This is a genomic window from Sphingobacterium paramultivorum (assembly GCF_014109745.1).
Taxonomy (GTDB): domain Bacteria; phylum Bacteroidota; class Bacteroidia; order Sphingobacteriales; family Sphingobacteriaceae; genus Sphingobacterium; species Sphingobacterium paramultivorum.
In genome coordinates this window covers 522,587-543,124 of sequence record NZ_CP058555.1, presented here as the reverse complement: position 1 = coordinate 543,124, position 20,538 = coordinate 522,587, and the positions used below count along the sequence as shown (strand labels likewise).

The 20,538-nt window shown below is 41.5% G+C and carries 11 protein-coding genes; 4 read left to right on the top strand and 7 right to left on the bottom strand.

Translation table 11 applies throughout. The features are described from left to right. Window positions 1–2: 2 nt before the first annotated feature. Together HS960_RS02060 and HS960_RS02055 are read right to left on the bottom strand one after the other, a co-directional pair. Window positions 3–1,811 carry a RagB/SusD family nutrient uptake outer membrane protein gene (locus HS960_RS02060; RefSeq protein ID WP_182331136.1) on the bottom strand — a complete coding sequence of 603 codons (1,809 nt, stop codon included), beginning with the start codon at window positions 1,809–1,811 and terminating at the stop codon, window positions 3–5. 19 nt (window positions 1,812–1,830) lie between these two features. Further along, complete coding sequence (locus HS960_RS02055; RefSeq protein WP_182331135.1) at window positions 1,831–5,085, bottom strand: SusC/RagA family TonB-linked outer membrane protein; 3,255 nt, start codon at window positions 5,083–5,085, stop codon at window positions 1,831–1,833. Window positions 5,086–5,777: 692 nt separating this feature from the next. Here HS960_RS02055 and mgtA point away from each other — a divergent pair. The 3 genes from mgtA to HS960_RS02040 all read left to right on the top strand — a co-directional run bounded on the left by mgtA (window position 5,778) and on the right by HS960_RS02040 (window position 10,102). Further along, window positions 5,778–8,330: a magnesium-translocating P-type ATPase gene (mgtA, locus tag HS960_RS02050; protein ID WP_182331134.1), complete on the top strand. Its 2,553-nt coding sequence runs from the start codon at window positions 5,778–5,780 to the stop codon at window positions 8,328–8,330. Window positions 8,331–8,695: 365 nt separating this feature from the next. Continuing rightward, window positions 8,696–9,271 (top strand): Crp/Fnr family transcriptional regulator, encoded by a 576-nt coding sequence (locus HS960_RS02045; RefSeq protein WP_182331133.1) that lies wholly within the window; start codon window positions 8,696–8,698, stop codon window positions 9,269–9,271. A 132-nt stretch (window positions 9,272–9,403) separates the two neighbouring features. Then, a complete protein-coding gene (locus HS960_RS02040) occupies window positions 9,404–10,102 on the top strand; it encodes a type 1 glutamine amidotransferase domain-containing protein (protein ID WP_182331132.1) in 699 nt (232 codons plus the stop codon). Window positions 10,103–10,224: 122 nt separating this feature from the next. Here the strand turns inward: HS960_RS02040 and HS960_RS02035 are convergent, their stop codons facing one another. From HS960_RS02035 to HS960_RS02015, 5 genes are all read right to left on the bottom strand, one after another. Further along, entirely contained in the window at window positions 10,225–11,100 is an 876-nt protein-coding gene (locus HS960_RS02035; RefSeq protein ID WP_153847150.1) for a hypothetical protein, read from the bottom strand. Beyond that, on the bottom strand, window positions 11,100–12,290 hold the full coding sequence (locus HS960_RS02030) for a copper amine oxidase (RefSeq protein ID WP_182331131.1): 1,191 nt from the start codon (window positions 12,288–12,290) through the stop codon (window positions 11,100–11,102). Before HS960_RS02030 ends, HS960_RS02035 begins: the two co-directional genes overlap by 1 nt. Window positions 12,291–12,361: 71 nt before the next feature. Next, a complete protein-coding gene (locus HS960_RS02025; protein ID WP_182331130.1) occupies window positions 12,362–14,029 on the bottom strand; it encodes a DUF5018 domain-containing protein in 1,668 nt (555 codons plus the stop codon). An 18-nt stretch (window positions 14,030–14,047) separates the two neighbouring features. Further along, a complete protein-coding gene (locus HS960_RS02020; protein WP_182331129.1) occupies window positions 14,048–15,751 on the bottom strand; it encodes a RagB/SusD family nutrient uptake outer membrane protein in 1,704 nt (567 codons plus the stop codon). Between the two features lie 23 nt (window positions 15,752–15,774). After that, the gene (locus tag HS960_RS02015) at window positions 15,775–18,984 is read right to left on the bottom strand and encodes a SusC/RagA family TonB-linked outer membrane protein (RefSeq protein ID WP_159727816.1); all 3,210 of its coding nucleotides are present in this window, start codon (window positions 18,982–18,984) and stop codon (window positions 15,775–15,777) included. 313 nt (window positions 18,985–19,297) lie between these two features. Between HS960_RS02015 and HS960_RS02010 the strand changes: the two genes are divergently transcribed. Further along, window positions 19,298–20,527: an ROK family protein gene (locus HS960_RS02010; RefSeq protein WP_182331128.1), complete on the top strand. Its 1,230-nt coding sequence runs from the start codon at window positions 19,298–19,300 to the stop codon at window positions 20,525–20,527. Window positions 20,528–20,538: the final 11 nt, after the last annotated feature.

Here is a 20,538-nt window from a genome sequence, read left to right as displayed (position 1 = left end):
TATTACTTCCAACCAAATACCTGTTTAAGATTTGGATTGAGAATGATCTGTTTTGCCGGAACCGGACGATAATAATACATCGGTTCTACAAATCTACGGACATTGACATCTGTTACCATTGTTCCACCATTGACACCATTTTTTAGATAAACACCGGCATTACCACCAAAATTTCCAATGGTATAGTAAACAAGCGGTACGCCAAGTGAATTCTTTTCTCGATCCGTAGGAATAGTCTGTCCATCGGGGATCAATTTGATATCGGCAACACCATCGCCCGTCATATCGTAATTACCCACTCCCGGAAAATACATTCCTTCCGGAATACGTTCAAGCAACTTACCGACATTCCAGCGCATAAGGTCATCAAAACGTGAATTCTCAAAGGCAAACTCAACACGTCTTTCGCGTCTGATTTCAAAAATTACTCCCCGGAAGGCGCCCTTCACATTGGGATAGTCAGCCGCCAATTTTGGATCGGGGTTCGCATTTGCTACATCCATTTTTAGATCGGGCATTCCTACCCTTCTTCGCAATAGATTGATAGACTTGTCGAGATCTGCTTGTGTCAATGTTCCAAGTTCAGCCTTTGCTTCAGCATACATCAATAGAACCTCAGCATAACGGTGCACTGGAAAATCAACTCCATTCATAATAATTTGATCGGATGAATTGACATAGCCTTTCAACTGATGATAACCTGAAAAGTTTTTGTTCAGCTTTTGAACGTAATTTGATTTATCAGGCTGTCTCAGCCATTGTGGATAGACCAAAGTCTGCATCAGACGTGGATCACGGTTTTCAAATTCCTGGACATAAAGCTTCTTATCGTAATTGGGGATATCTGTATAACGCGAACCATCTTTCATCAGGTACGTCTGTATCAAGTCACGTGAAGGCGATTGTTCATAATCACCAAAAACATAACCGTTAAGCGCCTGTCCCCTATTTTTGTTTTGATCAAAAGCATTCAACAAGATTACTTCTTTATTTTGGGAAAGATCTTGTGATTCAAATAATGCAGCATAGTCCTCATTCGGTTTACCGGTAGAATATATGCTATATTTATTGGTAGCGATGATTTGTGAAGTTGCTTTCTCTACAATGTCAAAGTAATTCTTCGCCGTTTTGTCCAAATTTATCTCACCGTGATACAATCGATACGTCCCTTCATGCAATGCAATCTTAGCCTGCATCAACAATACGGCATCTCTACCTGGCGTTCCAAGTGCAACTTGTTCTTTAACATTTTTTGCTGCGAAATCCAAATCTGCCATGATACTATCGACAACCAATGTACGAGGAGATTGCCCGTCACGTAAAGCTTCGTCACTTGGGGTTAATGTTTTGCTATACCAAGGCACATCCGAATACTGCTTTACCATGCCATGGTAAAAAATAGCGCGATAGTAACGTGCCAAACCTACATAGTGGTTTTTAACATCCGCTGCTACATTCGCACGCTGATAGTTTTCTAAAAAGTAATTTATTGTGCGTAAACGTCCCCAAGACCAATCCCCTCCAGCTGTTTCTGATGTTGGCTCTGTTTTGCTGGTCATCATTGTCTTAAGCGTTACGGCAGCCGTTGTAGCCGCATTGTCCGAACTTTGATCCCCTACATAAGTCCAACGATCGTTCATACTCAGCATCCCATTGATATACAGCGAAAGATCCTCTTCGGTATTAAAGAAAACCTCAGGTGTAATCGAAGTTTGGGGAAATCGATCCAGAAAATCCTTTTGGCAAGCTGTCATTGTTAATATAAAACCGCCGCTTATAATTCCCAATATTATTTTTGATTTGACATTCATCTCTGTGTACTGCTAATTGTTAAAAATCTAAGTTTAAACCAACTGAAAACTTACGTTGGAATGGGTAGGCCCAGGCGCTACCATCGGTTCCGTTGTTGATCGCTTCAGGATCAACATATTTTTTGATCTGTGAGAACTCAAATAGGTTTTCTCCCGAAAAGAAAATACGCAAACGTTGAATTTTCCATTTTTCCAACAACTCATGTGGCAAGGTATACCCAAAAGTGATATTCTTCAAACGCAGATAAGAACCGTTCAACGTATACTGTGTATTGGGAATAGCCAATCCTTTTCCATCATTGACGTCGGCCAACCAAGATTGTAATACCGGATAACGTGCGTCATGATTAGCATCCGCTAAGCCTGCATTCAAGTACGCCTGAGAGTGTTTTGCACGTTCTTCTGCTGTATCACTGGTTTCTCTATAAAAATCCAAATGCCATGGGTATATATTTGCGTAAGGTTGCTGATAAGGTCCCCAGAACAAATAATGCCGCGGATAGAAATCTCGTTTTAATACACCCTGTAGAAATACTGAGGCATCAAATCCGCCCCAGTTCATGTTGAGGTTAAAACCTATACGATAACGATCTGCAGAATTACCAATTACCTGAAGATCTTTCAAATTCGTTTCAGTCAGCCCTCTTTCAATTTTACCATTTCCGTCGATATCCTTAAATTTTGGCCAACCATTTACAATATTTAAAGCTCCCCAAGGTACTATGCCTGATTCATCCAATGCTTTGATTTCATCGGCACTTTTAAACAGACCATCTCCTTGTAAGCCATAGATTGTACCGAATTCATAGCCATTAAAATACGTCGAAAGAAGACGTTCATCATTTTTGAATTTTGTAATCTTAGCACGTGAATCAGACAAAACAACCTTTGCATCAAAAGAAAATGGCTTATTTGCTAATTCAAATTGATCCTTATAAGTCACTGAAAGCTCCCAACCCTTTGTACGCAAATCAGCTGCATTCTGCCTTGGCACGCTTGTTCCCAATACACCTGGAAGCTCCTGCCCAGCAGTCAACATACCGGTTGTATTACGGATGTAATTATCGTAGCCAACAAAAAACTTATCATTGAATAGCCCCAAATCAGCACCGAAGTTTAAGGTAGACACATTTTCCCATGTATATGAGTTTGGATCAATTGTCAACGGCGGCGCCCCATTCACGACATATTGTTGATTTCCATTAATGAGGTACCCCGAAAGGCTGGTTCCCATTGTCTGGATATAAGAGAAGTCGCCTACATTTTGATTTCCTAAACTACCGTATGATGCTCTTAACTTTAGATTGGACACTTTCGGTTTTAGTGATTCGAAAAAGGATTCATTACTAACGATCCAAGCCCCTGAAACGGACGGAAAAAATCCCCAGCGACTTGCCTTAGGAAAACGGGAAGACCCATCGTAACGACCTGTACCTTCCAAGATATAACGCTCATTAAACGTATAATTCAATCGCCCAAAATAGCTGCGCGTCGCATAAGAACTATAACCAGCATTGAGTGTCATTTCTCCCGTCGTCAAACCTAAATAAGGTAAAGTAGAAGAAATTAGATTATTTCGGTTGACATAGGTAGACGAATAAATATATTCTTCTTGGTTATACCCCACCATTGCACCAAAATTGTGTTTGCCAATTGTTTTGTTGTAATTCGCATATAGATTAAATACCGTATTTTTCATATCGGCTCGCGATTCATTCACATAGCCAGTCCCCCCCTCTTCACGGATGTCATTCGGACCAAAACCAATCTTGAATTTTTTGGCATAACCATTGCCTTTGTAGTATTCCCTTTTAACACTTGCATCGCCAGAGATTTTTAGATCGCCATTTAAAAATGTACCTGTCGCATTGAACGTATTTTGGAAACCAAACATGTCACCATTGCTTTTTCCTCCGTCAGATAGACGAGCAGCCAATCGTCCCGCATCCGTATTTGCCCAACTGCCATCCGGATTTTTAGCAACCTGAATAGGTGTTAAATAATAGATATCGGTCAAACTCGCAGCTGGGCTCTCCCTGTGCGTATTGTACAAATTAGCATTGTTATCCAATTGCAACCATTTGAATGGTGCAATATTTATCTTTCCACGTAGTCCTTTACGTGTCCAATAGTCGGCGGCCAACTTACTCAAACCGTTTTCCTTCGTATAGTCCCCGGACAAATAATATTTAAAAGGAAGTTCATTCACCTTCGCTCCACCTGAAAAAGTCAAATTGTAGGACTGAGAATGTGCAGACTTATTTAGAAAATACTTATTCCAATTGTTATTTCCCATATAAGCCCAACGCTTTGGATCTTTGGGATCTATACGCACATCTTCTATACTAGGGTTATCAGAACGTTCCTTTGCCCACTGATAATGCTCATCACTATAATTGACATAGTCCCAGGGGGTATTATTTGTCGATAATTCCAAAAGTTTAGAGAAGATATACGGATCAGTGACTGGATCGGGCATTTCTGTTGGTTTTCCCCAAGCCGAATTTGTATTAAAAGAAACGGATTGCTTACCTAGTTTTCCGGATTTAGTGGTAATCAAAATCACACCATAGGTCGCTCTGGCACCATAAATTGCTGATGAAGCTGCATCACGTAATACCGTGTATGATTCAATATCAGTGGGATTTAAGCGAATTAAATCATTAGCATCAGTAGCTGGAATGCCATCAATTACAAACAAAGGTGATCCACCATTAATGGAAGTAGTTCCACGAATATTGATATTTGGAATTCCCCCTGGTGTACCATTACCATAGGTAATATTCAAACCCGGACTTACCCCCTGTAATCCTTGCATCACATTGGAAATAGGCCTAGATTCCAATACTTTGCCCGAAATCTGATCAACAGCACCTGTAAGGTTCTTCTTTTGCTTTGTACCAAACCCAACCACAACTACCTCGTCCAAATTAGCCAAATCTTCCTCTAACTGTACATTCAGTTCTTTCTGCCCTTGATAGGTTAACTCTATACTTTTATAGCCGACCGAAGTAAATAGCAACACTTGATTTTTTTTGAGTTTATTCAATTCGTAGGTTCCTTTGTTTGACGTCGACATACCCGAATTCGGAATGTTCTTTATGGAAATCGTCACCCCTCGAATGGGCTCTCCTTTTCGATCCGTTACCTTACCATGCGTTTCAAGGTCCTGTGCATGAACCACGCCTGCAAGACAAACAGCTCCAACTACCAGCCCCAGCCGATACCTGAAATTGCGATTCCTCCCTAAGGATTGAAATTGTTGTTTTTTCATAAATATTTATTATTATTAATTGAAAGGCAAAATAAGTATACTAATATTAAATTAATATTAATCAAAGGTTATATATTGGTTTAAATTTAGTTTTCTATAGGTTATATTTAGTAGATAGACACCCGGGTCTACCTTCCTTAATTGAATAGACGACTGAAGGACTGGCATCCCTAATCCGTTTTGTGTTTTTTTTTTAAAATATTTTATGTGGTACAAAAACGAGTACAGCGACGCTGTTCAAAAAAATAGATGAACTTTACTGAATTCGTCCCAAAGAAAAGAAAGGGTTTGTATCTACAAGCAAGAGAAATCGCACGGTCAGAGCCACCCCGATTATGTATTGAAGACCGATTTATAAATATCTCGACCTATGTTGTTAAAATTACTTGGAGGTATTCTAGGATCGTGGAGAAGGCAAAAAACAAAAAAACACCCGAAAGCATGGGGTACTCCGGGTGTTTTAGCCATATTATTAACCTATTTTATGAAAAGTGCCCTTGAATGGGCAACACTAAAATAGAAAATAACTTTGTATAAACAAAATAAAATCAAAAAAAAATCATTTTTTCTAAATCACTAAACCGGTTAAACATTGATTTGGCCATCTGAAATACCCGTTAAGATAATTCAATATAATTCCCTAAATTCAGGTTAAATAACCTGTATACTCTTACATCACTAACAAGGCCAAGATGATAGAAAAGAACCAAGGTACACGTAATAGCCATTTAGATTCCTTCTGGAGCAAGTCATCCGAAGAACTACTTCATGAACTCAATGCGAAGGAAAACGGTATATCCGAAAACGAAGCCAATTTGAGGATCACCAAATATGGTCCCAACAGACTGAAAGGAAAAAATAGTTCAAGTGCATATTTATTATTTTTTAATCAATTTAAAAATCCCATTACACTTATCTTAATCGCCGCAGCCGTTCTTTCCTCTTTGCTTCAGGATCGCACCGATGCAATCATTATTCTGCTCATTGTAGTCATTAGCAGCTGCTTGGGATTTTGGCAAGAATATGGAGCATCCAATGCCGTTGCCAGATTACTAAAAATGGTACAGGTGACAGTGACAGTTATTCGAGACGACCATGAGATAGCAGTAAGTACAGAATCAATCGTTCCGGGGGATGTCGTCGTACTGTCTGCCGGTGATATTATTCCTGCCGACTGTATCCTTTTGAACTCCCAAGAGTTGTTTGTTGATGAAGCTGCATTCACAGGAGAAAGTTATCCCGTTGAAAAACAAAAAGGGAAACTAGAAACAAATACGCCTCTTTCCAAACGTTCTAATACTTTGTTTATGGGGTCAAGTGTCATCAGCGGAAAAGCGACCGCGCTAGTCATTGCAACAGGATTGAATACCGAATTTGGGAAAATATCCGCACGCTTAAGAAACAACGCGCCCGAAACTGAATTTGAAAGAGGTATCAAAAAGTTCGGTTTTTTGCTCATGCAAATTACCTTGATACTGATCCTGGTCATATTTGCATTGAATGTATTTCTCCATAAACCTGTTCTCGATTCCTTTCTATTCTCCCTGGCCCTTGCGGTTGGACTTACACCACAATTACTTCCAGTTATTATTACGGTCAATCTTTCTACTGGAGCAAAAAAAATGGCTGCGCAGAAAGTCATTGTTAAACGCCTTTCCGCAATTGAGAACTTCGGCAGTATGAATATCTTATGTTCAGATAAAACAGGTACAATCACTCAGGGGAAAGTAAAGCTTTACAAAGCGTTCGATATTAATGACACTGAAAATGAACGCGTAAGCAACTATGCGCTCTTCAATGCCGCTTTACAAACAGGCTTCAAAAATCCTATTGATGCAGCAATTATAACAGGATTAAAAAGTGAAGGGCAACAACTCCCAGCTATATTGGACGAGATTCCTTACGATTTTATACGTAGACGGTTAAGTATTTTGGTTGAGCTTCAAGGATTCAAGATGATCACCAAAGGAGCCTTTCAGGAAATCCTCGCCATATGCAATCAAGTGCAAACTGGCAGCGATAGCATTGAACCACTGACGAGCGAACTAAAACAGACCCTAATGCAACTCTACGAACAGTATAGTAGAAAGGGTTATCGTACATTAGGAATTTGCTGGAAAACCACAACAACAAACTCCATTTCAAAAGAAGAGGAAAGCAGTATGATTTTTCTTGGCTTTGTTACCTTCTTCGACCCGCCCAAGGAAAGTGCTATTGCCGCAATAAATAACTTGAATTCCCTGGGTGTCAAGTTAAAAATAATTACTGGCGACAATGCGCTGGTAGCCGAAAGTCTTGCTAAACAAGTGGGAATCGAAACCCCTATTGTTGTCACCGGAAGTTCATTGCGAGGAACCAGCAGTGAAGCCCTCGTAACAAAGGTATTGCAAGCTGATATATTTGCTGAAGTGGAACCCAGCCAAAAGGAACAAATTATTCTAGCACTAAAAAAAACAGGACAGGTAGTTGGTTTCATGGGGGATGGCATCAATGATGCCTCGGCATTACATGCAGCCGATGTAGGAATATCAGTAGACACCGCAGTAGATGTTGCAAAAGAAGCCGCCGATCTTGTATTAATGGATCAGGATCTTGATGTAGTCGCTAACGGTATAAAGGAAGGACGTAGAACCTTTGCAAATACAATGAAATATATCTTTATGGCAACGAGTGCCAATTTTGGGAATATGTTTAGTATGGCCGGAGCATCCTTATTGCTGCCCTTTCTACCGCTTTTACCAAAACAAATTTTATTAACCAACTTACTTACAGATGTTCCTGAAACGACCATAGCAACAGACAATGTCGATGAAGAGTACATCAAAAAACCGCATCGCATTGATATTGGTTTTATCAAAAAGTTTATGTTTATCTTTGGTTTACTGAGTTCGGTATTCGATTATTGTACATTTGCGGTACTGATTTTAGTTCTGAAAGCCAATGAACAACAATTTCAGACAGGTTGGTTTCTAGAATCCGTTGTATCTGCCGCACTTATTGTCCTTGTCGTTCGCACCCGACTGCCCTTCTTTAAGAGCAAACCGAGTAAAGCTCTTCTATTTTCGAACTTAATCGTGATTTCATTTGTTTTACTTCTACCTCTCAGCCTATTGGGTGATATATTTGGTTTTGTGAGGTTGCCATTTCAATTCTATGTTTATATGGTGTTGATTGTTGCTGTTTATGTATTTACAGCCGATTTTGTAAAGCGTTGGTTTTACAAGAAAATGGCGTCGGGATATTAGGTACCTGATATCCCCCATAAAGTAGGACTAAAATATTCCTAGCGATCCCTTCGGCTCAATCTCAAAAAGGATCGAACGAGTAAGGATTGTGAGGTTCCATCTTTTTTAGGAAGTTCCCTTTTTGTTTGGGCACAAGTTAAAATCTAATTGATATTATCTTAATATATTACAGGGAGATTACAGGGGGTTAACAGGGGTATAACAGGGGGTTAGCAGGGTTATATCCCCTACTAACCCCCTGTTATACCCCTGTAAAAGTAGTGTTATTCCCTTCTTAATTTTGAATCTGAGGGGAACTTGATGCAGGCCTTCGCTATCATTGTGAGATTTTGTTTAATTTTAAATCGATCAAGTAACTATTAGCTATGACCGAGCGTGAAATTCTGAGACAACATATCGACAAGACCGTCCAGTTAAACGACGAACAATTCGACTACTTCTTTTCTTTTTTTAAACCGATCTCCTTTAAAAAGAAACAAATGATTATCCGTCAAGGAGACCTTGTGGAACAAGAGTATTTTGTGCTCAATGGCTGTCTAAAGACCTATTTCACCAATAATGAACAAAAGATGCATATTTTACAGTTCGCCACAAAAACCTGGTGGGCTTCCGATTATAATGCATTGCATAATCAAGGCCCAGCTACGGTCAATTTAGATTGTGTCAGCGATGCAGACACTCTTTGCTTATCGAACGAGGACCGTGAAAAAGTATGTAAGGAAATTCACGAAGTTGAAACCTTTTTTAGATGGCGTTCCAATAAAGGATATATTGGGCTACAAAAAAGAATAATGTCACTGCTGAACAACGATGCTCGAAGCCGCTACGAGGAACTCATGCAGCAATATCCCGAACTCTATAATCTCGTTCCCAAACATTTGATTGCAGCATATCTGGGTGTTTCCCGCGAAACACTGAGCAGGCTATACCAAGCCAAATAATGTGATCTATATCACAAAAGCAAAACCATTCGCTAAATTGTGATGTATATCACATAGGGCTCTGGCAATTTATCCCCTACTTTGTACTATCGTTTTAAACATATAATTTTTTAACAGACTTGGTTATTTAATATGAAAAAAGACAAATTAAAAGTATTGGTTGTATTGACATCACATGACCAATTGGGAGATACAGGAGAAAAAACAGGTTTTTGGATAGAAGAATTTGCAGCGCCTTACTATGTTTTACAAGATGCAGGAGTGGACGTCACAATCGCATCTCCAAAAGGAGGACAGCCACCGATAGACCCTAAAAGTGCACTTCCGGATTTTCAAACCGAAGCAACCAAACGTTTTGATGCCGATAAGGAACTTCAAACAAAATTGGCAAATAGCATTCCTTTGGATCATGTCAATGAGCAGGATTATGATGCTGTTTTCTATCCTGGGGGCCATGGCCCTTTGTGGGATTTAACCAACGATAAGACATCCATTGCATTGATCGAATCATTTTGGACCCACAACAAACCTGTCGCTGCCGTATGCCATGCCCCAGCTGTATTTCGCTATGTCAAGGATAGTAATGGTCAGCCCCTGGTCAAAGGCAAAAAAGTTACCGGATTTTCAAATAGCGAGGAAGAAGCGGTTCAACTAACGGATGTTGTTCCCTTTTTAGTGGAAGATGAACTCGTAAAATTGGGTGGTCAGTACAGCAAAGGGGAAGATTGGCATAGTTATGTAGTCAAAGATGGTCATCTCATTACCGGGCAAAACCCTGGGTCTTCGGAAGAAACTGCTAAAGCTTTGTTTACTCTATTGAGCAAGATATAATAAACAATTAGCTAAAATCAACAAGGTTATTTCCTTGAAAGGAAATAACCTTGTTGATTTTTATATAGGTAGCAGCAAAGTACAAACTGGCTTTGGCCGTTTATATTTTTTGTAAGCAATATTTAAAAACCAGCTCCATTTATCTGTACATTCTCCCCTCCTTTTTTGAGGTTGGCTGCATCCTGTTGGATTTTAAAATATTGTGCTTCTGGGCAGGCCATCTGCGTCATCCGTCCCGCATGCATAGGCACTTCGATCACTTGCTTTGCATCATAGCGGAGTAAAGTGGTGTAGGACCAAATCGCTTCCAATACTTTCGTTTTTGTTGCCTGTACAGGTTTGCCTTCATTGGCCACCTGATCGATAGCGTTCACCCGCTTAAACTCACCCAATCCACCCAAGGTATATCCTGCACTTTCAAACGTAGCTTCATATTTCTTGCCGTTACCCTGTATAGCAAATTTTAACATCCCTGGACCAACAATTTCCAATGTCATCAGCACCTTTTCTCCAGGATACCAATAATATTCGTCCTGTGCGGGTGCATTTTGGTAAAGACTTGTCTGGCCAGAGCTATGTGCAGCTCTTCGTAAAAATGGTCTGAAAGCCCGTCTGTCTTCGGTCACATTTCCTTTTTCATCCTTAACAACTTCCCAGGTAAGACCAATATCAGTTTCCTGTCCCCCCATGTTACCGCCCATATAAACGGAGGGATTATCCAGGTATTGCTTGGGTTTGCTCGGGTTCAACCGCGCCGGATCAAATTCCATCTTTGGTAAGGTAACTTCGGCCTTAATGCCGACCCAAACATCTGTACTGGAAACGACTTTTCGATAGTAGGCTCCTTGAAAACAAGCTTTTGAAGAAGCCGGACGCACCTCATTTTTGAGATACTCATTCCCATCAACACCAACAACCGGAAATTCTGGTTTAACAAATTCATTTTTTGCACTACAGGCGGTCAAGCCTAGTAAAAAAAGTAAGAGTATGTGTTTCATTATTTCTTCGGATCAATGGGTACAAAAATTAATGGGGTCGGTAGGCAGGAAGCTCCCGGAGGAGAATAGGTAAATTCAATTTCCTGTATTTCCTTCTTCGGGTCGGGCCAATAAGTTTCGATGAGAATTGCCTCTGGATAACCTTTTGTAATCAGCGCATTTTTGGGATATTGCATCACTGTCTTTTGACCGTCTTGCCCCACAAGTTCCATTGTCAGCCCCATACCACCACACCATTGGTTGTCACCAGATCGACTGTTCCAGCTGACCAAAGCCAATCCTTTTCCGTCTGTACTCTTCCATTTGATCTTTGTTTTATACAGCACTCCGTAGTTTCCGGCATTCTTGGCAAATTCCTTTTTCGCACCAATCGTTCCCGTGATCCATGGATCGTCCTGCCCGTCGGCAACAATCAGCTGCACTGCTCCCTTTTTGGTGTCAAGCGTATCTTTCGGATTAATCTGATAATTGGAAATTGGAAAAACACCACGCCCAGCGTTTGCGTGACTATGTGGAATCAGCGTCTTTATCCGCGGAAACACTTTTGGTCCAGACTCATTTGGGGCAAATTGTATGACAGAGATCTGCGCCGGCTGGTCCACCACAAATTCATAGAATCCATGGACAAGTTCATCGTATTGTACCAGCTGTTTTTCCAGTTTTTCATCGATAGCCATCACTTCCCCCGGTTTAAGCACTTTCACCTGATTGTTTACAGCAGATAAAAAGTAGTCCTCAAGCCCCTTCTTTCCAATTTCAAAGTAGTTTGAACTCGGTTTTTGTGAAGCATACTTCAACATGCGAAAATGCATATTTTCATGCCCGAGGTTTTTTATCACCGCCGAAATCTTACGGGGCATTTTTTGAGGTTCTTTGACACCATTGACGTTATAGACATACAACCTAACTGCTCCGGGATCAACCGTCTCCTGTAGTGCAATGGCTTCCGGAACACGGATATACTCGGGATCATCAGATATGATATACTGCGGCCCCGGTAATACGGTCTTTGTGTAAGGCAACTTGGGAAAATCCGTTTTTAGAAAATCCTCCAACAAAACGATATCGCCTTTATTTGCGCTGACAATCTTTTTGGACACGCTACTTAAATCATTTTTTTGTGCAAATCCAACTTTACACGAAACTAAACCTAACATCAACAATAAGCTTGTTTTGATGTGCTTGTTCATAATTTTATTTTTTTACGAATGAATACAATGTTCCTCCACTGCAACACAAGCTGCGTGAAGGAACGATTATTTTAATTTGAATCGGCATAAATTGTAAACTCCTGCGCAACAAGATAACCAAAGGTCGTCAACATATACACCTGAAGCCTTTGTCCATTTTCTGAGGTTCCCATACAGATGTCGCTGGTTGCATTACCATTGGTACCGCCAGTAAACAGTTCCGACTCATAAACACGCAATTGGTTATAGGTAGGTGAACTCAGTGTGGTACCAATGCGGGCTCGATCGCTAATATCATAAACATACATCTGACCAATCTCATTGCTTCCAAACAATTTGACCTGAGCCAAAATATCTGCATTGTTAAAACGCTGAAAGGCGATACCACCATTCATAGCAGTACCTGTAATTGCCGGGAATGCTGCTAGCCGTCCCCATGTACTTCCCGAAACATAGGCAAGTTCGGCGTTAGTGCTCGCGATCAGTTCGGCGTTAGCGCCGACCCCTAAAGGAAGATATTCCGGTAGGAAGCCTAATGATGCCGCACCATCCTTATATTCCAGGACATCGGCAGCGGTAGATTTTATCTGGCCATTTTCGACTGTCCAACGCAGGAGGTAACGACTGGTTGCAACCGAAGCGAGTAACTGACCGTTTCCGTCCATATCCCCTACCCAGTTAAGTTTACGACCGATATTACCATCGCCGGCAGCTACCGCAGCAGGTTTGCTATAAGGTAGATCCAATAGCTTGGCAGGACTGGTATCAAAAACATCTTTGTATTTGTATAGCACAAAGCTCTGTCCATTCGGCGTATAAGTTCCTAACATAAATCGTCCTTTTTCATCGCTCACGCCTTGGAAGATCAAACGGCCTGCCGGGAAAGGATTTGTTAGGTTATGGGAATAAGCTCCTGTGAAACGGTTGTACACCTTAAATACAGATGGTGAAGTCCGGCTCACAATCACCAAGTAATCGCCACTCACAAAACAGGACGTTTCACTATTAGCCGTGAAGCCCAAGTCTGCCGCTTTCTTCAGGAACAAGCGCCGGTTAATGCCCACCCCTTTATCAAGTTTGACAGGTTCTTTGACAACCAATTTGAGCTGCCGCTTGATATTTCCGGCTCCAGAAATCGTCAGGGGTACTTCTGCACCGTTGGCTAAATTGACCTGAGCTCCGCTTGCTATAGAACCACTGGAATGTTTATTAATAACGTAACTCAGCGTAGATTGTGAAAGATCCATACCCGGCACCACATAAAACGTCACCGTATTCCCGTTTAAGATCCCCTCAACCTCATTTTCCTTTTGTTCGCTGTCTTTAAATGTAATTTTGATTCCCGAAATATCCGTATTGCCTTTCTTCTCGGCAATGACCACATAATCCTTTGCGTCACCGTTTCCCGCGGTAACAGTAATTTTCTTGGGTGCCGTCAAGTCTGTAAATCCATTTAATCCCGGCGTCACCTGGGCATCAGCCGGAACGGAAGCACGCAACATCAGTCGCGAAAGATCTACTTCATTGTCCGAATCGATCGGATAATAATAATCTACGTGCAAATACACCGTATCATTGCTGATCGTACTCAAGAAGAGGCGATCTTGCCCTTTCCCATCAATCGTAGCGTAAAAATCCATCAATTGATTTTTCACATTCCGCTCCAGATAATTAGGTTTTTGACATCCTCCCAAAAGGATCGCACAGGCCCATAAACTGTAAAATTTTATTTTGTCCATTGCTAGTCTTTCATGTTTTTACCAACCTTTAATTTGAGTCAAAGCGCCGTTCAACTGCACTTCATTTTCAGGTATGGGCAGATAATATAATTTTGTACTGAAACTTCTGTTGGTTGCGTCTGCTGAGACAACTTCATACGTTAATCCTGTTGCGTTCGGACTGATCTTATGCCCTGTAAACTTCACATTATCCAACAGGAGGTGAGCTTTTCTCCAACGGCGCAAATCCCAGAAACGATGTCCCTCAAAAGCCAGTTCAACTTTGCGCTCGTGCTCCACTGCAGCCATTGCCTGATTATTGTTGGCAAGGCTAAGGGCATTAAGTCCACGCTTCTGGCGAAGCTGATTGATGTAGGTAGTTGCAGTCGCAAAATCGCCCAATTGCGCTTTCGCTTCCGCCATAATCAACAAGACCTCGGCATAGCGCATTTCGATCCAGCTTTGTGTACTCTTATTTTGAACGAATGTGGTATTTGTAGGATCAAGCATTTTGCGTACATAGTATCCCGTAACGGTACGTTTGGGGTCGCCACTCGCGCCAAATGTTGTAAATCCTTCTATCGCATCGGTCGTCGACGTATTCAGTGTTCTTCCTTTCCAGGTTGCACCATTGTATAAGATCGTCGCATAGAAACGAGGCTCACGATTTGTATAGGGAGCCACTGCCTGCGCAGCATTCTGCCAGGAGAATTTGGATCCGTCGGCCATTTCAAATTCATTGACCAATTCCGCGGTTGGTACACCATAAACCAATGTATTACCCTGAGCATCTCGAGGTGGGGCATAGCCCAGATCGTATTGATGCGTGACATCAGGTGCTGCAAAATCTACCCGGAAGATTGCTTCCTTTGTATTTTTATTGGTAAAAATGCTTGCAAAATTATCGTCCAAGGCATAGAGTCCCCCATTAGCCATATCGATGACTTTCTGCGCTGCATCGGCTGATTTTTTAAAATACTCCGCGCTCCTCGCCTGTGAAATGCCCGTCAAAGGATCCTGATTGAACTGCTTGAGATCATATTTAGCAATAGAGCCTGCATACAGTCCTACACGTGCCATCAAGGTATAGGCCGCGCCCTGGGTAGCCCGACCGGCAAGATTATTGAGCGGAAGATGATCCGCCGCAAATTGGAGATCCTCCAGGATAAAATCATAAACGGCTTCCTCACTCGAGCGTTCGTGATCTTTTTCAGTATACTGATCCATACTCTTGAATAGAATCACGCTTCCATGGATCTTTGCCAGCCAGAAATAGGCATATGCTCTCACGAACCTGCCCTCAGCCTCATAAACCTGCTTTTGCGCATCGGAAAGGCTGGACTTGGTGTTAATCCCATTGATCATTTCATTGATACGACGGATACGTTCATATCCGCTCGCCCAATAATTCAGCCCCACGCTTGCGGAAGAAAACTGGTTTGAGTTGGATACAAGAATATTGACGGTACCATTCCCAGCCGTATTTGAGGTAAATTTCATTCCATCGGCTAAGGCATCCATTGCATTGTCATAGCCTAAATTGGGAAATTGACCAAACTGGAATTTTTTAAATTCAGCATAGATACCCGACACATATAGTTCGGCCGAATTGGGGTCAGCCCATACTTTCTCTTCTGCGATCCGGTCCTGTGGAATTAGATCGACAGAACAACCTTGCAACGCCATAAACAACAGGCCTAAAAATGAAAGCTGCCGACAGCTGGTATATAGAGTTGATTTCATCTGTAATAATAATTTTTAGGAGATTAAAAAGTAACGCTTAAACCAAATTCAAAAATCCGTTGCTGCGGATAAAATCCATTATTGACATTTGGCATTTCGGGATCGAGGTATTTCAAGTAATCCCATGTGAAAAGGTTTGAGCCCGAAGCAAACACGCGTACATGTTCAATCTTCGCTGCATTCAGCAATCCTTTCGGGAAAGTGTAGCCCAACTGCACGGATTTAAGACGCAGATAATCTCCTTTTCTGATCCATCCTGAATTGGCATTTGCATTGTTCGTCGACATACCTGTTGCTTTATAAGCACTCATACGTGGAAATTCGGCATTCGGATTGTCTTCGCGCCATGAGTTTTCAACCAAGAAATAAGGGGAGTTTCCATAGTTATAAAAAGGTCGCGTAAAAGGTGTATTATCCTCTACCCCTGAAGTTCCTGACGATCCTTCGTAGGCTCCTGCTAGGGCAACATCAACACGTGCAGCACCTTGCAACAATGCTGAGAAGTCGAAGCCTTTATAAGCCATATCTAAATTCAAACCGAATGTTAATTCAGGCACATTGGAGCGTCCAATATAGGTCATATCATCTGTTCGGGTAATCCGGCCGTCGCCATTCAAATCTTTAAATTTGAAAAAACCGGGAGCCATAAATCCTGAACTTGGTGAAGGTGTATTGCGTGCTTCCTCCCAGGTCTGTACCATCCCCTCTTTGACAAATCCAATTTTTGTTCCGATAGATTTGCCAATGAGACTCTGCCAAGAAGGGATGCCGTTCGCTTCATCCAGTTTCAGATACCTGTTTTTCGCCCAGTTGATATTGCCGGTTACGCCCAGTTTGAATTCACCAAAACGGTCGTTATAACGCAATTGAGCATCAAAACCGCGGTTATCAACTTCGCCAATATTGGCCAAACTCGGAAAATAACCACCCATCGACGCTGGATAAAGGTTTCCTACCTGTCCCAGAATACCGGAAGTATAACGGTAGAACCATTCGAAATCAAAACCAAATTTTCCATTTAAAAACCGTGATTCAAATCCAACATTGGATGTGGTGGATTCTTCCCATTTCAATAGTGGGTTTTGAGGTGCATTGGTATATAAGGCTTTGACCGGCTTGCCGTCTATGACAATGACTGGTGTTGTATTTTGCGAAAGGGTATTAATGTAAGGGAAACTACCCAGTTGTGCACGATCGTTTCCTGTACGCCCAATAGACCCTTTTAATTTAAGGAAATCTGCAAAAGGGACAGCTTCCTTAAAGAAAGACTCATTTGAGACAACCCAACCCAATCCAATGGCCGGGAAAGATTTCCAGCGATTTTCCTTGGCAAAGTTAGCGGAGGCATCCCAACGCGACACCAACTCCACCAAATAACGATCGCGGAAAGCATAATTCAGCCGCGTCACAAATCCCGCCCGTGCAGATTCTGGATCGCTGGAGCCTGTAGACTTGATAATGTCTTCCTGGGAAGCCGAACCATAGTTTATTTCCTGAATAATACTGATCGGAAAATTACTTGCGCCGGCACCAAATTGATTACCATGAGTTTTTGCATATTCATATAAACCTAACACACCGATGCTATGATCACCAAAAGTCCGGTTATAATTTAAACTGGCCTGCCAGGTGCTGCGATAGTTTGCAGCAAAGCTCTGACGAAGAGAAGTCTTCGTGATTCCAGGCAAAGTGGTCATGGCCACAAAGTCGCCTGCAACCTGGTCCCGCTGTCTTCCCATCGTCGGATAGGGTGTCAGCCAAGATTTGGATTCATCCGAATTATAGTCGTATGCGCCCTGGACTTTTGCCAGTAAACCTGTTACTCCTGGAACTCTAAAATCGATGTTTGCTGTTCCCTGAAAGATATTGCTTTTGAGCTTCTGGTATCCCGAATTTGCAACGGAAGCAATTGGGTTGACCCATCCTGCTCCTGCCTGATATGCTACCGGAAGTCCATTTGGGGCATACATAGGCAGATTCGGCAGCATTCGAACAGCTTGGTAAAATGGATTCATATAGGCCGAGTTATCGGGTGAAATACCGGGCAAATTGGTATTCTGATTACGCAAACCAATGTTCAAACCAACCGTCAGGTATTCGTTAAGCTCACTTTTAAGGTTTGTACGGATATTGTAGCGTTTAAAATTGGTATTGTCGATCACCCCGTCCTGGTTCATATGGCTGACCGAAGCAAAATACTGCGTTTTGCTCGCTCCACCAGAAATTGTTGCGGCATGATGTTGCGAATAGCTATTATTATCTGCCAATAGGCCAATCCAGTCTGTATTCCCAAATAACGGATTGGTATTGGTTCCATTTGCCACAGCATCGATGAGTTCCTGCGTGTAGATGTAAGGTGCTTCAGTTTGCTTCGTATTGCGGAGAAAATCATTGTCCAGTTCTGTTCCTTTGTTATACCAGTTCATATAATCCGGTCCATTGAGGAATTTTGGAAAGCGGGTATTTTGGCCAATGCTGTATCCAAAGTCATAGGTTACTTTGGTCTGCTCCTTTCGTCCATTTTTTGTTTTAACCAATATAATACCATTGGCGGCCTGTACACCATAAGCGGCCGTGGAAACTGCATCCTTTAAAAAGGAAATCGTTTCTATCTCACTTGGGTCAAGATAAGCCAAGGTAGAAAGCGGTCTTTCGATATCGTCGACAATCACCAAAGGACTTCGATTACCACCATAAGTTCCTACCCCGCGCAGATACAAGGTCGCATTATCTGCCCCCGGGCGTCCTGATTGTTGCAATGCCGTCAATCCGGGAACACGTCCTACAAGTGCATTGGTCAAATTCATCGACGGGGCTTTCTTGAGCTGATCACCTCCGATCTGTACGACAGATCCAACGACGTTGTTCTTCTTTTGCGTACCATAAGCCACAACAACGACCTCGTCAATCTGACGTTCATCGGACTGCAAAACAAAACTTTGTGTACCGGCAACTGTGATCTTCCGCGACTGCGACAAATAGCCGATATAACTAACCTGAAGTTCGGCCGGAAGTCGGTCTACCTGCACGGTAAAACTCCCTTTTTGATCTGTACGTGTTGTTACAGAAGTCCCCACTACTTTAACCGTCGCCCCAGCAATAGGCTGTTCATCGCGATTTCGTATGGTACCATTTACAATGGATTGAGCAAAGCTTATTGCGGATTGCATAAAAACAATAAGTAATCCCAATGCCTTAAAAAGATACCTGCGTTTTACATGTGTTGGTTTCATAATTTAGGAATGAAAAAATAGTGTTATGTTAAAAAAATAGTATTTATGGTCACTCGGTTACCTACACCATGATCAGACGTTTTCCATTGGATAAAACACGCAACGTTCTGACACGGACAAGGCAACGTATTTTGGCTTACAATTATTAGGTATATTATTTATACAACACTAAATAAGAAATAAAATTTTAAATATTCAAATTATTTCTAATTTTTTTTATTAATTCAAACAGACTAAAGAAGAAAAAACATAAACTTAATTTGCGATGATGAGATATTTACTATATTTACCCTGAAGTTAACGTAACAAAGTTATGGGTATAAAATTTTTGAGTGACTTACATGATGCGAGCTATAGCGGTGTAGCGTATAAAAACATTTTACTTAAAAAGGAAATTTTAACCTTTTTTGCGACCAAAGGTCCCTCGACAATTCCTGAGTTAAGTAAGGAATTCAACATTAGCATTCCCAAGATTAACGAATGCATCAATGAACTCATCGAAGACGCATTGGTACAGGACAATGGAAAATCGACTTCGGGAATTGGCAGAAAACCGAATTCCTACGGTCTACTTCCAAATGCAGCATTTTTTGTCGGTGTTCAAGTAAGCCATGATCATCTCAGTATCGTGGTCATGAATATGAAAAAAGACATTATTGCCAGCCAGGAGGAAATTCCACATCGTTTGGAGAATAATCAGGAATCACTCCAGAATATATGCCGGGAGATCAATCAATTTATTGCCACACATCAGATTCAAAAGGATAAAATATTGGGTGTAGGTATCAATCTTTCTGGTCGCATCAACTATCGAACAGGTTATTCCTACAGTTATTTTAATTTTTATGAAGATCCTTTATCGAAATATTTCGAACAGGAGCTGCAATTGCGCACCTATCTTGAAAACGATAGTAAGGCGCTTGCTTATGGCGAATTTTCCAGCGGAATTTTAAAGGACGAGAAAGATGCACTCTTTGTCAATGTAGACAACGGTATCGGGTTGGGTATTTTAATCAACGGAAAGATCTATTATGGGAAATCGGGTTTCTCGGGTGAATTTGGACATATTCCCATTTTTGACAACGATATCATCTGTCGCTGTGGAAAAAAGGGTTGCCTCGAAACGGAAGCATCTGGTTTTGCACTTAGAAACCGTGTAATAGCAGCACTGCAAAATGGCGCAACGAGCATCCTAACAAAAAAATTCAATGACCTGGAAGATATCCGGCTCAGCGATATTATCACTGCTGCAAAAAAAGATGACAATCTCGCTATTGAGTTGATCAATGAACTTGGGGAAAAATTAGGTCGTGGGCTTGCTACATTGATCAATATTTTCAATCCAGAAATTATCATCGTAGGTGGTATTTTAGCCAAGAGTGAGGAATACCTGATGTTACCGCTGAAGAATGCAGTCAATAAGTTTTCATTATCCATTGTCAACAAGGACACCAAACTTGCTTATTCAAATAATGGGGAAAAACTTGCGGCCTTTGGAGCTTGCCTTCTCATTCGGGACCGTCTGCTTTCTATTATCGATTAAGACATAAGGCG

Coding starts and splice junctions, on each gene's coding strand:
- HS960_RS02060 (WP_182331136.1), bottom strand. CDS start 1,811: ATGAATGTCAAATCAAAAATAATATTGGGAATTATAAGCGGCGGTTTT.
- HS960_RS02055 (WP_182331135.1), bottom strand. CDS start 5,085: ATGAAAAAACAACAATTTCAATCCTTAGGGAGGAATCGCAATTTCAGG.
- mgtA (WP_182331134.1), top strand. CDS start 5,778: ATGATAGAAAAGAACCAAGGTACACGTAATAGCCATTTAGATTCCTTC.
- HS960_RS02045 (WP_182331133.1), top strand. CDS start 8,696: ATGACCGAGCGTGAAATTCTGAGACAACATATCGACAAGACCGTCCAG.
- HS960_RS02040 (WP_182331132.1), top strand. CDS start 9,404: ATGAAAAAAGACAAATTAAAAGTATTGGTTGTATTGACATCACATGAC.
- HS960_RS02035 (WP_153847150.1), bottom strand. CDS start 11,100: ATGAAACACATACTCTTACTTTTTTTACTAGGCTTGACCGCCTGTAGT.
- HS960_RS02030 (WP_182331131.1), bottom strand. CDS start 12,290: ATGAACAAGCACATCAAAACAAGCTTATTGTTGATGTTAGGTTTAGTT.
- HS960_RS02025 (WP_182331130.1), bottom strand. CDS start 14,029: ATGGACAAAATAAAATTTTACAGTTTATGGGCCTGTGCGATCCTTTTG.
- HS960_RS02020 (WP_182331129.1), bottom strand. CDS start 15,751: ATGAAATCAACTCTATATACCAGCTGTCGGCAGCTTTCATTTTTAGGC.
- HS960_RS02015 (WP_159727816.1), bottom strand. CDS start 18,984: ATGAAACCAACACATGTAAAACGCAGGTATCTTTTTAAGGCATTGGGA.
- HS960_RS02010 (WP_182331128.1), top strand. CDS start 19,298: ATGGGTATAAAATTTTTGAGTGACTTACATGATGCGAGCTATAGCGGT.